Source organism: Bacillus sp. RC251 (genome assembly GCF_044908765.1).
In the GTDB taxonomy this organism is placed as follows: domain Bacteria; phylum Bacillota; class Bacilli; order Bacillales; family Bacillaceae_G; genus Bacillus_A; species Bacillus_A wiedmannii.
In genome coordinates, this window is sequence record NZ_JBIYDP010000008.1 from 122,633 (window position 1) to 138,537 (window position 15,905).

General features: G+C 34.5%; 15 protein-coding genes. 5 read left to right on the forward strand and 10 right to left on the reverse strand.

Features of this window, described 5'->3' with window-relative positions:
• Window positions 1-103: 103 nt before the first annotated feature.
• Both ABH961_RS21575 and ABH961_RS21580 read right to left on the reverse strand, forming a co-directional pair.
• Window positions 104-1,672 carry a BCCT family transporter gene (locus tag ABH961_RS21575; protein WP_048542824.1) on the reverse strand — a complete coding sequence of 523 codons (1,569 nt, stop codon included), beginning with the start codon at window positions 1,670-1,672 and terminating at the stop codon, window positions 104-106.
• 360 nt (window positions 1,673-2,032) lie between these two features.
• A complete protein-coding gene (locus ABH961_RS21580; RefSeq protein WP_098048838.1) occupies window positions 2,033-3,103 on the reverse strand; it encodes a nitric oxide synthase oxygenase in 1,071 nt (356 codons plus the stop codon).
• A 217-nt stretch (window positions 3,104-3,320) separates the two neighbouring features.
• Here ABH961_RS21580 and sodA point away from each other — a divergent pair, with 217 nt between their 5' ends.
• Window positions 3,321-3,947, forward strand: coding sequence for a superoxide dismutase [Mn] (sodA, locus tag ABH961_RS21585; RefSeq protein ID WP_048542828.1), 627 nt, complete (start codon window positions 3,321-3,323; stop codon window positions 3,945-3,947).
• Window positions 3,948-4,035: 88 nt separating this feature from the next.
• Here sodA and ABH961_RS21590 read toward each other — a convergent pair whose 3' ends face one another.
• Together ABH961_RS21590 and ABH961_RS21595 are read right to left on the reverse strand one after the other, a co-directional pair.
• Window positions 4,036-4,917: an NAD-dependent epimerase/dehydratase family protein gene (locus tag ABH961_RS21590; protein ID WP_404519960.1), complete on the reverse strand. Its 882-nt coding sequence runs from the start codon at window positions 4,915-4,917 to the stop codon at window positions 4,036-4,038.
• A 105-nt stretch (window positions 4,918-5,022) separates the two neighbouring features.
• Window positions 5,023-5,613: an AmiS/UreI family transporter gene (locus ABH961_RS21595; RefSeq protein WP_000542569.1), complete on the reverse strand. Its 591-nt coding sequence runs from the start codon at window positions 5,611-5,613 to the stop codon at window positions 5,023-5,025.
• 372 nt (window positions 5,614-5,985) lie between these two features.
• Between ABH961_RS21595 and ABH961_RS21600 the strand changes: the two genes are divergently transcribed.
• Window positions 5,986-6,387, forward strand: coding sequence for a hypothetical protein (locus tag ABH961_RS21600; RefSeq protein WP_001128273.1), 402 nt, complete (start codon window positions 5,986-5,988; stop codon window positions 6,385-6,387).
• 158 nt (window positions 6,388-6,545) lie between these two features.
• Here ABH961_RS21600 and galE read toward each other — a convergent pair whose 3' ends face one another.
• Both galE and trhA read right to left on the reverse strand, forming a co-directional pair.
• A complete protein-coding gene (gene galE / locus ABH961_RS21605; protein ID WP_404519962.1) occupies window positions 6,546-7,562 on the reverse strand; it encodes a UDP-glucose 4-epimerase GalE in 1,017 nt (338 codons plus the stop codon).
• A 221-nt stretch (window positions 7,563-7,783) separates the two neighbouring features.
• Window positions 7,784-8,431 (reverse strand): PAQR family membrane homeostasis protein TrhA, encoded by a 648-nt coding sequence (gene trhA / locus ABH961_RS21610; RefSeq protein WP_000995371.1) that lies wholly within the window; start codon window positions 8,429-8,431, stop codon window positions 7,784-7,786.
• Between the two features lie 164 nt (window positions 8,432-8,595).
• Between trhA and ABH961_RS21615 the strand changes: the two genes are divergently transcribed.
• On the forward strand, window positions 8,596-9,156 hold the full coding sequence (locus ABH961_RS21615; protein WP_048542834.1) for a DUF1836 domain-containing protein: 561 nt from the start codon (window positions 8,596-8,598) through the stop codon (window positions 9,154-9,156).
• Between the two features lie 42 nt (window positions 9,157-9,198).
• Here ABH961_RS21615 and ABH961_RS21620 read toward each other — a convergent pair whose 3' ends face one another.
• A complete protein-coding gene (locus tag ABH961_RS21620; protein WP_046958612.1) occupies window positions 9,199-10,644 on the reverse strand; it encodes a DEAD/DEAH box helicase in 1,446 nt (481 codons plus the stop codon).
• Window positions 10,645-11,153: 509 nt separating this feature from the next.
• Here ABH961_RS21620 and guaC point away from each other — a divergent pair.
• Window positions 11,154-12,137 carry a GMP reductase gene (guaC, locus tag ABH961_RS21625; RefSeq protein WP_000432444.1) on the forward strand — a complete coding sequence of 328 codons (984 nt, stop codon included), beginning with the start codon at window positions 11,154-11,156 and terminating at the stop codon, window positions 12,135-12,137.
• A gap of 137 nt (window positions 12,138-12,274) precedes the next feature.
• Window positions 12,275-14,092: an oligoendopeptidase F gene (gene pepF / locus ABH961_RS21630; protein WP_404519964.1), complete on the forward strand. Its 1,818-nt coding sequence runs from the start codon at window positions 12,275-12,277 to the stop codon at window positions 14,090-14,092.
• Window positions 14,093-14,129: 37 nt separating this feature from the next.
• Here pepF and ABH961_RS21635 read toward each other — a convergent pair whose 3' ends face one another.
• From ABH961_RS21635 to ABH961_RS21645, 3 genes are all read right to left on the reverse strand, one after another.
• Window positions 14,130-15,008 (reverse strand): radical SAM/SPASM domain-containing protein, encoded by an 879-nt coding sequence (locus ABH961_RS21635; RefSeq protein ID WP_000713629.1) that lies wholly within the window; start codon window positions 15,006-15,008, stop codon window positions 14,130-14,132.
• Window positions 15,009-15,178: 170 nt separating this feature from the next.
• A complete protein-coding gene (rlmH, locus tag ABH961_RS21640; protein ID WP_001027000.1) occupies window positions 15,179-15,658 on the reverse strand; it encodes a 23S rRNA (pseudouridine(1915)-N(3))-methyltransferase RlmH in 480 nt (159 codons plus the stop codon).
• A gap of 59 nt (window positions 15,659-15,717) precedes the next feature.
• A complete protein-coding gene (locus ABH961_RS21645) occupies window positions 15,718-15,903 on the reverse strand; it encodes a CxxH/CxxC protein (protein ID WP_001052831.1) in 186 nt (61 codons plus the stop codon).
• Window positions 15,904-15,905 lie beyond the last annotated feature (2 nt).

A 15,905-nucleotide genomic window follows, 5' to 3' on the forward strand; every position in this document is an offset into this window, starting at 1 on the left:
AACTGTACAGGGTACTATCTCCTTCGAGAAAAGTAGTTAAATAAATAGTAAAGAGGAAGCATCTCAAATGAAATGCTTCCTCTTCTTATATAAATACAATTATTTATTTTGATTTACTAGCTTTTTGGAACAAGAAGGAAGTTTTCTCTTCTTCTTTTACAATACCTTGTTTTAAGGCTAATTCCCCTGCAACTTTAGGCGCTAGCCATAGCATCGGGAATAACAGAATAGATACCGGAACAGCCGTCACTACAATGAAGGATTGTAAGGCGTTAATACTTCCCTCACCCATATATAAAAGAATCGCCGCAACTGCGCCCATAATAAGCGACCAAAAAACTCGCAAACTAATTCTAGGATCTCCATCTCCAGTCACTGCCATTGAAATTGAATAAGCCATCGAATCTCCTGTTGTCACTACAAATAAAATTGTTAATAAAAGAAATGCAGGTCCAATAATATTAGATAGTGGCAGTTGCTCTGTAATTGCAATCATAGCCGCTGGCATACCAGATTCACTTAATGCCACCGAGATAGAACCAGGATTCATTAACTCATAAAACACACCTGATCCCCCTAGTATAGTAAACCAAAACGTTGTAATAATAGGCGCAATAATGCCAATTGCAACGATGATTTCTCGGATTGTTCTTCCTCTTGAAATTCGGCTCACTAAAATTGCCATCATCGGTCCATATCCAATAAACCATCCCCAGAAAAAGATTGTCCACGATCCTAACCAAGCTGTATCACCACGATATGTGCTCATTGGAATAAATTCATTTATATAAAATCCAAACGAAGACACAAATGAATCGATAATAAATCCACCAGGTCCAAACAGTAATACGAATACCATTAATAAAACTGCTAACCTAACATTTAAATTACTTATAATTTGAATCCCTTTGTCAATTCCCGTTACCGCAGATATAGTAGAAACAGCTACTACACAAACAATAATGGCTAATTGAGTAGTAAACACATCAGGAATGTTAAACAATGCTTGTAACCCATAACTTGCTTGTAGTCCTAAAAATCCGATTGGACCAATCGTCCCTGCAGCTACCGCAATAATAGCAAATACATCGATCATTGTTCCAAGCCAACTCTTTCGCAATTTCTCCCCAAAGATAGGATATAAAAGCGTTCGAGGTTTTAACGGCATATCTTTATGATAATGCCCGTACATCATAACTACTGCACTAATTGTACCTAAAATCGTCCAAGCCAGGAAACCCCAGTGCATATAACTTTGTGCCAAAGCAGGCATTACCGCTTCTTTCGTCCCAGCAGTTATACCTTCATGTATTGGTGGCACCGTCATCAAATGGTACATCGGCTCTGCGGCTGCCCAAAAAACGCCACCTCCAGCAAGTAATGTAGACATAATAATAGCCAGCCATTTTGTCGTACTAATCTCAGGTTTTTCTAGCCCCCCAAGTTTAACTCTCCCATATTTCGAAAATGCCATACACATTGCAACAACAAATGTACCAATTAATAAAACTTGCCAAAAGGCACCAAAATATTTAATTGAAGCTGCAAAACTGCTATTAATGACTCCCTCTACGTAACTTTTATTTAAAATAACTGCAATTACAAATAATAAAAGTGAGCCACCACTAATAAGAAATACAGGCCAATCCGTTTTTCGACTCTTCATTCTCATTTACACTTCCTCCTTCCTCAGCAATCTAAAAAAACAACTTTATTATGTTTTATTGTTTACATCCAAAACACAATGATTATATAAGCATAATAATTCATCAATTTTCTACACACTTATGTTGTCCCTAAAAATATGCTAAATCCCTTATTTAAAAGAAAATTTCTATTCCTATTACATAAAAAAGCAAAACAAAAGACCTTATATTTCTATAAGGTCTTCGAAACAGAAATTTGATTATAACATAAGGAACTCCTTGGTTCAAAAAGCTCCTTCCAAAAATAACCGAGAGTAAAGGCTTCCATTTGCTACGTAACAGTAATTAAAAAAAATTATAATTTGCATAAAAAACTATACTAAATATTATTTATGAAAGAAATTTGGCTTCAAAATTTCATTCGGATACGGTTTATGATAAATATGGGTGGTAGCTGGGGATAATGGTGGAATGAGCCACACCCAATTGCCCGTTACAACACGACCACAAGCTACTTCTTGCTTCTCAAATTGTTGAAATTGTTGTGCAGCAGTATGATGGTCAACAATACTAACTCCTTGTTTTTTAAAAGAATGTAAAACAGCCACGTTTAATTCAATTAGCGCCTTGTCTTTCCATAACGTACCGTTTCTCGATGTATCAAGCTTCATCATCTCCGCAACAGCCGGCAGTAAATTATAACGATCATGATCCGCTAAGTTACGAGCCCCAATCTCCGTCCCCATATACCATCCATTGAACGGAGCAGCTGTATAGGAAATACCGCCAATTTCTAAGCGCATATCTGAAATCATTGGAACCCCATACCATTTTGCTCCTAAAGATGAGATTGGGTACTCTGGATGTTCAATTGGTACCTCTTTCACTTCTTTTTTTGGAATTTCTTTATATACAGGTTCTTTTCCATCGACAGAAAAAACAAGTGGCAATACATCGAAATTCGTACCTTCTCCTCGCCAGCCAAGTTCCTGGCAAAAATCCGTAAACGCAGTGGAATGAGAGTCCCCAATCACTCCCACTTCTGTTTTATACCCTGCATACCGAATCAATTGGTGATTATAAATTCGTATATTATTTTCTTCACCTTGATATTGCTTAAAAATTGTAATTGTCGGTTTAACTTTCCCATCGTTCGTTGCATATTTAATATGATGAATTAATGCGTTGTATACACCTTCCTCATCATTTACTTCACGTGCATCTAATATGTGCATCTTACTCCAAAATAGTCTTCCGATACATCGATTACTATTGCGCCATGCCATTCGTGATCCATGAACAAGTTCTTCAAATGTATGCTCATACGTCCCCGTCTTCTCTATCTCAACTTGAATTTCTTTTATTCTCTCTTCTATGAATTGTTCTTTATTAAGCTCTTTATAGCAAACCGTAATAAAATGACTCGCTTCCTCTATTAATTGTTTCGTTTTACTCATAAACGATCTCCTTCTATTTCAACAAAACGTTACTACTTTACAGTATAAGCAAAAAGAATAAGAGTCACAAATGAAAGTCGAAGTGTTACTTTTATTGTAATATTTTTCAGAAAATTAAAGAGATTACTATTGACTTGTATAAAAAATAGGTGTATTTTTGACTCAGGTAAATTATTTTTACCTAGACCAACTTTTTAATAAGGAAGGAGGGAATGTTATGTCTTCATTTCAATTGCCAAAGCTTTCATATGACTATGATGAACTAGAGCCATATATCGATAGCAACACACTTTCTATTCATCATGGAAAGCACCATGCGACATACGTAAATAACTTGAATGCCGCTTTAGAAAACTATACGGAATTGCATAATAAATCTTTAGAAGAGTTACTATGTAATTTAGCAACTTTACCAAAAGAAATTGTTACAGCTGTCAGAAATAACGGTGGTGGTCACTATTGTCATAGTCTGTTTTGGGAAGTAATGAGCCCGCGAGGTGGCGGTGAGCCTAATGGAGACGTTGCAAAAGTAATTGATTATTATTTCAATACCTTTGACAACTTAAAAGATCAACTTTCCAAAGCAGCTATTAGTCGTTTTGGAAGTGGCTATGGATGGCTTGTTCTGGACGGTGAGGAACTTTCCGTTATGAGTACATCCAATCAAGATACACCTTTGCAAGAAGGTAAAATTCCATTACTCGTCATCGATGTATGGGAACATGCCTATTATTTAAAGTATCAAAATCGGCGTCCAGAATTTGTTACCAACTGGTGGCATACGGTGAACTGGGACCGGGTAAATGAAAAGTATTTACAAGCAATTCAATCACAAACACATTAGTCGTGCGTATAAGGTAAATTTGGTAATGTAAAATTAGTATTGTCGAAATCCTCCAGAATCCCCTGGATTGCCACCGGGGGATTTATGATTATTTCATTGCATGTATGTAATAACGTAATACTTGTTCTATTTTTATTTTCAATTCTCGGAACGGGAAGCCTAATTTACTAGCTTTTCCATTATGTAATGTACAATTAATCACTTCATTATAAGGCGCTACAGTATCTCCTACTTCTTGAACGCGTGCTTTTATTCCCGTATTTTCTTCTATGAAATGAATAACTTCTCGAGTAGAAACTACCCCGTTGCTACAAGCATTAATTGGCCCTTCTATGTCCTTCATCCCGCACCAAGCTAAAAATTCTCCTGCTTCTTTTTCATGTATAAATGACAACTCTCCATCTAGATCATTCACGGCGACAGGTTCTTGCCTCACAATATGTTCAACGTAAAATTGTAACCTTTTCGTATAATCGTTTTCTCCAATAACAACTGGAAAACGTACTGCAACAACTGGGAATGTTGCTTGTTGAAATGAAACCGCTTCGGCTAATCTCTTTCCTTCACTATAATTGAAGTCATTTCTATCCCCATACGTAATAGCATACTCGTACGGATTAAAGTTCTCTTCTAACAAGCCTAGTGTTGGCTCGTAAACAGCCATTGAAGATGTCATAATGTATTTCTTCGTTTTTCCTCGTAACACTTCACATACTATCTTCGCCGCATTCGAGCTATAGCATAAATTATCGTATACGATATCATAACTTTTATCTTCTAGACGCTCAGCTAGTTGTTTTTCGTCTTCTCTATCTACAATCAATCTGTTTACTACACTTCCAAAAGAATCTTCAGTAATGCCTCTCGTCGCAATCGTTACATCGTGTCCATCTTGCAAAAGTGCTTCTACTAAATGTTTACCAAAAAATCTTGTTCCCCCTAGCACCAATACTTTTTTCAACTTCATCATCCCCATTTCGATAAAATGTAAAATAATACCTCTCTATTATAACTGCTCATATAGAAAAAGCATGGAATTCGTTTAACGATTCCATGCTTTTCTGCAGAAAATATATTAACGTACTCGATATTTATAAATACAATAACAGAAGTATAAAATAGAAATTACGGATACATAAACCCATAGTTCATATACGAATCCCTCTCCCCATACTCCCATAAAATAAAAGAGTGAAGGCAACGTCAATGTTACCCATGATTGTACGAAGGCAATTCTTCCAAGATATTGATTGATATTCTTCTTTTGTGTATTTAATACAAAGAATAAATACCAAAGTAATGCCCACATAAACCACGTTAATGCATTAACAACATCGTGAAATTGAACAAATGAAACGACCATATAGAATAAAGCAATAATTGCTACCCAAATACAGAACCATCCTAGACCACTACTATCCATTCCCTTTATAAAAGTAACACCTACATATAAATAGGTTAATCCAAATAAGAAAGTAGCTGCATATGAATATACCGTCCAATTGCTTTGATCAGAAATCATAATCAAATAGAACGGAATGATAATTTGTAATGCCCCCACAAATAAATTAAAAACACCTGCGCTTTTCATCTCTGCTTTTCCTAATATAACAAGACTATTTAAAAATAAAGCTGCACCTGAAAGTAATAATCCTACATAACCCATATATATTCGTATGAAAATCTTATCTTTTCACACTTTTAACCTCCCCACACTTTAAAGTGATACCTATATTATTTTTCTTCCCATTTAAAACTACATACATAATTTTTCATCCAAATAAGTCAGACTTCCTACCTTAAAAAAGAGCAAACTTAAAACGCTTTCAATAATAAATAACCCTATCAAAATATGCAATAGGATTCCTTGATTATAAACGGACTCTAACAAGGATACAAGTGTTGGAATACTTTTCAATCATACGTTTTTAATTTCTATAAAAAATGAATAGAATGATACATTTTCCCTATCTCATTCTACTAATGCCTAGCATAAAATATAGTATAATCATATCATTTTAAGGAAGGTTTGATATTTATGCCTCTTCATTATCCAAATCAACCTGTTTTTCACTCCACAGGTGTATTAACAAGAGAGCCTGCAACTGTTTCAGCAGTAGTAAACATTGTAAATTTAGATGCATTTTACGCACACTATGTAAGTATAGAGGTTTGGGATTGGTCTAACTATTCTAATCCTGTAAAATTACCTGTACTAATTGGTGAAAATGCGGAAGTAGTATTTCCATATATTTTACAAGGGAACAACTTAGCAGTTTTTTATGCTGATTTAGGTGACGCTGTTGACTTGTATGAAATTCGTATTTCTTATCCTAGCCACTCCAATATTATCGCAAATTGTTTTGGACGAAGCATACCGCCATACGCAAGCCAAGAAGGTAATACCGTATATCATAAACAACTCGTTCGAATTCATTAAGTTCTCTTTCCAAATCACCAATTTATAAAAGCATTCAATAGATTAAATTCCTATTGAAGTGCTATGGTCAGTAATAGTTTTCTTTTCCTCAACGAAAACTATTACTGACCTTTGGTTCCTTTATTATACATAAATACAATAAAAATAAAGTATCCTCCTTAAATCATTTGATAGCCATTTTTATTATTTACCTGCCATCTCCAAGAATCTAAACACATTTCTTCTACTCCATATTCCGCTTCCCATCCTAATTCTCGCTTTGCTTTAGATACATCAGCAAAACATATCGCTACGTCCCCAGGACGACGCCCGATAATTTTATAAGGTATTTTTTTGCCCGAAACCTTCTCAAAAGCATTAACCATCTCCAATACACTATACCCTTTCCCTGTACCAAGGTTATATGCATCTATTCCTGTAGTTTCAAGCACTTTCTCAAGTGCCTTTACATGTCCTTTTGCAAGGTCAACAACGTGAATATAATCACGAACACCTGTCCCGTCTTTTGTTGGATAGTCATTTCCAAATATATTTAATTCCTTTAACTTCCCTACCGCTACTTGTGTTACATATGGCATTAAATTATTCGGAATCCCATTTGGATCTTCTCCAATACGACCACTTTGATGCGCCCCAAATGGGTTGAAATAACGAAGTAACGCGATACTCCATTCACCATCAGATTTTGCAACATCACGCATAATTTGCTCTATCATTAACTTTGTTTGCCCATATGGATTTGTCACGCTTAATGGAAATTCTTCCGTAATTGGTGATGTTTTTGGAATTCCATATACAGTTGCAGACGAACTAAAAATAAATTTTTTCACATTATGTTTTTGCATTACATCACATAATATAATCGTACTTATAATATTATTATAATAATATGTAAGCGGAATTGTAGTAGATTCCCCAACTGCTTTGAAGCCAGCAAAATGAATAACTGCTTCAATGTTATTTTCCAAAAAAATCTCATTCATTTTTTCACGATTTAAAACACTTTCATTATAAAATTTAAATTGTTTCCCTGTTATTTCTTTTACTCGGTTTAAAGACTCTATTGAACTATTTGAAAGATTATCTACGACTATAATTTTATAATTATTATTTAATAATTCTATACACGTATGACTACCAATATATCCTGCTCCACCCGTTATAAGTATCGCCATATATATAGTCCCCCACTTATCATCAATTATAAAATTTTATAATCTCAATACACATCTATCCTATCATATTCCAAGGTATAAATTCTAAATATTTTAAATTTTCTTTTATACAAAAAGCTACATAACCTTTAAGTTATGTAGCTCTTCAACATCTATATTTTTCTATATCATTTTTTATTACCCAAAAATTTTAGTAAAAGCTATCCAAACGTTCTGATTTGTTAAATTACGTAACAATATACACTTAAAAAGTGTGCCAGGCTTCCTAATAATACGAAAACATGAAAAATTTCATGGTGCCCCATATATTTAAACTCCAACCATTTTGGCTTAGCACCGTAAATAAACCCACCAATTGTATAAAAAATACCTCCAAGTACTAAGAAAAGGATACCTCCTGTACTTAAATTCTCAGCTAGCGGTGCAAAGAATAGAACAATTAACCAACCCATCAGAAGATAAATTCCTGTCGATAACCACCTTGGGCAATTAAACCAAAACATTTTAAAAACAATACCACAAATCGCAGTTGCATAAACTAAACAAAATAGTAGTAAACCATTTGCCGAACTTAATGTAATTAAGCAAAAGGGTGCATATGTACCTGCAATTAATATAAAAATCATAGAATGATCTAACTTCCTAAAGAAATAAATAACACGTTCACTGGCTACAACACTATGATACACAGCTGATGCCATATAAAGGACCATCATCCCAATACCGAATAAAATAACAGCTGTAATTGCAGCAAAAGATGGCATCTTAACAGAAACTTTCACAAGCATAGCTAATAATGCAATAAATGCTAATACAGCTCCTCCTAAGTGAGTAAATGCATTAACCGGTTCTCTTACATAAGCATTCATATAAACACCCCTCATATAATTACATGTAGTTTTTATAACTACGTGTAATTATATACACATTATTTATACTAGTCAACATTTACAATTCACTTGTTTCGTAATACCATATTTAAAGATATACTAAACATTCAGTTCCACTAAGTTATAAAAGTGAGGGGTTTTACGTGGAAAATATAAATAAATTACTTGAATCATTACATTTAGAAAAAAATATTAAACTTGAGGATATCCCAAATGTCGACTTATATGTAGACCAAGTTGTTCAACTATTTGAGAATACTTATGCGGATTCAACAAGAACTGATGATGAAAAGGTATTAACAAAAACAATGATTAACAATTACGCAAAAGGGAAACTATTCATCCCTATTAAAAATAAAAAGTATTCAAAAGAGCATATGATTCTAATTGGCTTGATTTACCAGTTAAAAGGAGCCCTTTCCATTAATGACATAAAAAGCTCCTTAGAAAATATAAATGTACCTTTACTAAACGATGATACATTCGAATTAAATACTCTCTATAAAGATTATCTTGCTCTTACTGAAACCAATGTGGAAACCTTTAAACAGGACGTAAATAACCGTATTAGGGAAGTAAATGAGATTTCCTCCTTAGAAGATCAAAAGCTAGAAAAGTTTTTATTACTAACATCCTTCGTGACGATGAGCAATATGTACAGACGATTGGCAGAGAAGTTAGTGGACGATTTAAAAGAATCGTAAATAAAAAAACTATCCACCTGTTACAGTGGATAGTTTTTTTATTTACTTAATTGCTTCATGGACTTTTAATTGTTTCCCTTTAATCGTTGTAGTTTTCATGGTCTTTAAAACAATTGGTCCTTTTCCATTTAATATTTCAACGTAAGAAACATTGTCCTGTATCGTAATAATTCCTATATCTTCTGCTGTAACACCTTTAATTTTAGCAATTGTGCCGACAAAATCTACCGCTCTAATTTTCTTTTTCTTCCCACCATTAAAGTACAGCTTCATAATCCCTTTGTTTAAGTCTGCACTTTTATCTTTCTTTATAATTGGTTTAGCATGTATTTTTTCCTCAAATACTGCCTTCCCTTTCATAACCTCTTCTTTTGAAGGTGCATATGCCTTTGGAATTTCAAAGCCGATGTACGCCTCAATTTCTTCTAAAAATCTATCTTCATACGGAGTTATGAATGTAATAGCTTTTCCTTTATTGCCAGCTCGTCCCGTTCTTCCCGTACGATGTACATAACTTTCTTTTTCTAACGGAATATCATAGTTAATAACATGTGTAATATTATCAATATCAATTCCTCTAGCAGCTACGTCTGTCGCTACTAAATAACGGAACTTTCCTTTTCTAAAATCGTCCATAACTTCAAAACGATCTTCTTGCACCATACCACCATGTATTTTGTCACAAGGATAGTTAACACGGTTTAACTGTCTAAATACGTGATCTACATTTTCTTGTGTACGGCAAAAAATAATACAACTATCTGGATTCTCAATTGTTGTTACATCTTTAAGAAGTGAAAGCTTCTCCTCTTCTCTCGTCTCAAAAAGTGTATGTTCAATTTTGTCTGTGGTAATCCCGGCAGCCTTAATTTCAATATGCGTTGGCGAATCCATATACGTACGGGATAACTTTTCAACATCTTCTGGAAGTGTTGCCGAAAATAGCATTGTCATTCGCTTTGTAGGTAATTCATCAATAATTGCCTCTACTTGATCAATAAAGCCCATATTTAGCATTTCATCTGCTTCATCAATGACTAAATACTTCAGACATTCTAAAGAAAGGGTACCTTTTTCAATATGATCTAACACACGGCCAGGAGTCCCCACTACGATATGTGTCTTTTGTTTTAACTCTAATTTTTGACGTGCAAATGGAGACTTACCATAAACGGCCGCAGCCTTAATTCTTTTGAAGCGGCCTATATTCGTAATATCTTCTTTCACTTGAACAGCAAGTTCTCTCGTCGGCGTCAAAACTAATGCTTGTGGCTTATTCTCTTCCCATTCCACCATTTCACAAAGTGGAATACCGAATGAAGCTGTTTTTCCACTTCCAGTTTGCGATTTTACAACAAGATCCTTCTTTTTCAATGCAACTGGAATAACCTCTCCTTGCACTTCTGTTGGATTTTCGTAGCCTAAACCAGTAAGTGCTCTTACAATTTCTTTACTTAATGCATAATTAGTAAAGCTTTTTTTATTCATATATTAACCTCATTTTATTCTGTATTATTTTCTTCTTTATCGTTTCCTATCACTGAATTATCATGTAGATACTATCACCTTATTCATTATACTTGAAAGCTCACATAAAAAGGCAAATCGTGCAAGATTCATCTTTTTATATAGGAATAAACAAAAGGTTCCTTTATTCCGAAAAAAATTTTAGAAATATTATTTCAGAATAAAAATAACCTCCGTCATTCCATCTAATGTTCAACTAAATGATAATGCCTTTTCTTTTTAATGTTTGCCTTCAATAAAATAGTTGTTATCACTGACAACACTCCTATCTAGATTCTAATAAACGAACAATAAGGGTAGAAAAATGTTTTAAATTCGCTTTTAACACTATTCCATCATATATATACTCTGTTTTTTAAAAAAATGTTAAGAAATACTTTGACTTCTTCATAAAAATGATGTAAATTATCCTATGGACGAACGTTTTTAATTAATAGAAATAAAATATTCGTATTTTAGGGGTGTAAATGATGGAAAACGTATTTGACTATGAAGATATTCAATTAATTCCTGCAAAATGTATTGTGAACAGCCGCTCTGAATGTGATACAACTGTCACTTTAGGTAAACATAAATTTAAATTACCTGTCGTACCTGCAAATATGCAAACGATTATTGATGAAAGAATTGCAACTTATTTAGCTGAAAACAATTACTTCTATATCATGCATCGTTTCCAGCCAGAGAAACGTATCTCATTTATTAGAGATATGCAATCACGTGGATTAATCGCTTCTATTAGCGTTGGTGTAAAAGAGGACGAATATGAATTCGTACAACAATTAGCTGCTGAGCAACTTACACCTGAATACATCACGATTGATATTGCACACGGACATTCTAATGCTGTAATCAACATGATTCAACATATTAAAAAGCATTTACCAGAAAGCTTCGTTATCGCTGGAAACGTTGGAACTCCAGAAGCGGTAAGAGAATTAGAAAACGCTGGTGCTGACGCAACAAAAGTCGGTATTGGACCTGGTAAAGTTTGTATTACTAAAATTAAAACAGGCTTTGGAACTGGCGGTTGGCAACTAGCTGCACTTCGCTGGTGTGCAAAAGCTGCAAGTAAGCCAATTATCGCTGACGGTGGTATTCGTACACACGGCGACGTAGCTAAATCTATTCGATTTGGGGCGACTATGGTTATGATCGGTTCTCTATTCGCTGGTCATGAAGAGTCTCCAGGGGAAACAATCGAAAAAGACGGCAAACTTTATAAAGAGTACTTCGGTTCAGCTTCTGAATTCCAAAAAGGTGAGAAGAAAAACGTTGAAGGTAAGAAAATGTTCGTTGAGCATAAAGGTTCTTTAGAAGATACTTTAATCGAAATGGAACAAGATCTTCAATCTTCTATCTCTTACGCTGGTGGAACAAAATTAGATTCAATTCGTACTGTAGATTATGTAGTCGTGAAAAACTCTATTTTCAACGGGGATAAAGTATATTAATTTTTAAATTTAACTCGAAGGACAAGCATTTTTATGCTTGTCCTTCTTTTTCATATATAGAAATGTGAAATATTTTCATTTTACTGAATTTTCTAGTATCATGTTTTTAGATACTTATAATAAGGGGGATATAACAAATGAAAAATGTAATTGAGAAACGCCATATTCGCGCAGAAGTCCCTACTGAACTAACATGGGACCTCTCTGATTTATTCGAATCTGATAAAGATTGGGAAACTACATTACGTGTATTAACAGACGATATAAAAAAACTTGATGCGTTTAAAGGACAATTACACACTAGCCCCACTACCTTATTACATTGCCTACTTTTAGAAGAAGAGCTTTTAATGAAGTTAACAAAACTATACTCCTATGCAAATTTAAAAGAATCAACTGATCGTACAAATCCAGTTATTCAAGCGAACTCTTCCAAAATTTCTGCTTTATGGACGAAAGTACATACTGCACTATCCTTTATCCATAATGAAATCCTCTCATTCGATGAAGGAACAATTGAAAAGTATTTACACGAAGAAACAAAACTCGAACCTTTCCGTAAATCATTACTAGACATCCTACAAAAAAGGCAGCACACGCTCTCTCCTGAAACAGAAGAAGCTCTTGCTGCACTTGGCGAAGTACATAATTCTCCATACAAAATTTACGGTATGACTAAATTAGCCGATATGGATTTTACCTCCATACAAGACGAACAAGGAAACGAGCTCCCTGTATCATTTGCATTATTTGAAAGCAAATATGAGTTCTCTCCAAGCGCAGACATACGTAGAAAAGCATACTCATCATTTGTTTCCACCTTGAAACGATATAAGAATACAGTGGCAACAACATATGCTACTGAAGTAAAAAAACAAGTAACACTCTCTCGTTTACGCAAATTTGAATCTGTTACTCATATGCTTTTAGAACCTCAAAAAGTTCCACTTGAAATGTATAACAATCAACTTAATATTATTTATAAAGAATTAGCGCCTCATATGCGCCGTTTTGCAGATTTAAAAAAGAAAGTATTAGGACTCGATCAAATGCTGTTCTGCGACTTACATGCACCTTTAGATCCCGAATTTAATCCAACCATCACATACAAGGAGGCTGGTAAATTAATTCAAGATTCTTTAAAGGTATTAGGCGATGAATATAGTTCCATTATCGAAAAAGGATTCAAAGAAAGATGGGTTGATCTTGCAGATAACGTAGGCAAATCCACCGGAGCATTTTGTTCAAGCCCATATGGCTCTCATCCATATATTTTAATTACATGGCAAAATACGATGCGTGGATGCTTCACATTAGCACATGAATTTGGTCATGCTGGTCATTTTTATTTAGCAAATAAAAACCAGCGTATCATGAATGTACGTCCATCTATGTACTTTGTTGAAGCACCATCTACAATGAATGAATTACTATTAGCCCAGCATTTATTAGCGACTACTGACGACAAGAGAATGCGCAGATGGGTGATTCTGCAACTCCTCGGCACATATTATCATAACTTTGTTACTCACTTACTTGAGGGAGAATATCAAAGAAGAGTATATACCCTAGCAGAAGAAGGAGAAGCACTTACAGCTACAACTTTAACTGAAATAAAAACAAATGTACTTTCGACATTCTGGGGAGATTCTGTAGAAATTGACGAAGGTGCTGGCTTAACTTGGATGCGCCAACCTCATTATTATATGGGCTTATATTCTTATACCTATTCCGCAGGCCTCACTGCATCTACTGCGGTAGCCCAAATGATTAAAGAGGAAGGGCGACCTGCCGTTGATCGCTGGTTAGATGTCCTTCGCGCTGGTGGTACGATGAAACCACTTGAATTAATGAAACATGCCGGAGTCGATATGTCAAAACCAGATGCAATCCGCAGGGCTGTTTCTTACGTCGGTTCCTTAATTGATGAATTAGGACGCTCTTATCAAGAATAAAAAATAAGCCCTCGCTTTATGAGGGCTTGTTTCATATTTATTTTCCAAATCTTTTACGGTATCCACATTTCCTACATAGCTCTTCTACTGCAACTCTTTTCGAAAATCCATCGACAATATTTGTTGCTCTTTCACCTTCTATAATGTTAGAAAATGAGTCATTATTAATATTCCCAAGGTTAATAATCCCTTCACCATCTAAACAACAAGGAATAACTGTTCCGTTCGCTAAAATACCAGCTTGATTTCGAAGACCATGACAGAATCCTTTTCCGTCATCCTCTTCTTCATGTAATGCCGGCCACTGAAATTCATAGTCTTGATTAATAAAGACACGTTCCGCAATTTTTATACCTTTTCCTGGTGTAAGCTTCTCTTCGATTTGATAAGATAGGCCAAACTCATTTTCAATGATGGATAATAAATCTCTATTTTTCTGGATTTCAGCATTTGTTTTATTATCCTGAGTTAAATTCCATAAACGTAGTGAAACAATTAAATCCGATTGACTTGTCGCCTCTCTAATGAAGGAAAGTATACTCCTTACATAACCTTCTTTATCTTGCGAACCTGGATGCCCATCAAAACTGTGCAGTGAAAAATTCATTTGTCTTAAAGCAGGCTTATTTAACAGTCTATGCCTTCTCTTATTAATTAACGTTCCGTTCGTTGTAATATTAACTTTAAACCCTTTTTCATGGCTCAAATCTAACAGTTGATCTATTTTTGGATGGAGCAATGGCTCACCCTTCACGTGCAAATAAATGTAGTCTGTGTGAGGTTTAATTTGGTCTAATCTTTTAGCAAAATCCTCCACAGAAATGAATTGCTTCTGCCTTTCCGTCGGCGGACAAAAGCTGCACGCAAGATTACATACACTCGTAATCTCCAAGTAAAACTTTTTAAACTTCTTCACCTTTAATTCCTCACTTCTATGACTACTTATACTTTTTCCTCTTCATATTACAACACACTTTTTTATAAATAGAAACATACTTATTTTAGGAAACCTTCGTACTACCTATTAATGTTTAAAAGACCATCGGTGTTTTTTTCCAATGGTCTTTTTATATACAAAAAGGAATTTTATTTATGATACGGTTCTCCACGATTAATACGAAACGCTCTATACACTTGCTCAAGCAATACTAATCGCATTAATTGGTGTGGTAATGTCATCTTTGAAAAAGAAAGAGATTCGTTTGAACGCTTCATTACTTCTGAACTTAGTCCAAGTGATCCACCAATTACAAAGGCAACTTTACTCTTCCCATATGTAGCAAGACGATCTAAGCTTATTGCAAATTCTTCTGATGATTTTTGCTTTCCTTCTATCGCTAACGCAATGACATGCGTATCGTCAGAAATTTTATCCAGTATACGTATACCTTCTTTTTCTTTTACAATTAACATTTCTGCTTCACTTAAATTTTCTGGCGCCTTTTCATCTGGCAATTCAATTACTTCTACTTTTGCGTATGCAGATAATCGTTTTAAGTATTCTGCTATACCTTGTTTTAAATATTTTTCTTTTAATTTCCCAATTGAAATAATCGAGATATTCACACTCATTCCCCACCTTACAAACATGTTATCCACATAACTTATCCACATATCCACAATTATTACCCACATATTGTGTGAGAATCTGTGTTCGATACAACATATGTCGCCTCATTTTGACAAAATTCACATGTTTTTTTCTCTTTTCCTGAGTTATCCACATTGTTGATAACTGGTGCAACTTCACACTCATCCACAATAATATCTAAAGCTAATTCAACATGTTCTAAACAACAAGGTAAATTCATAT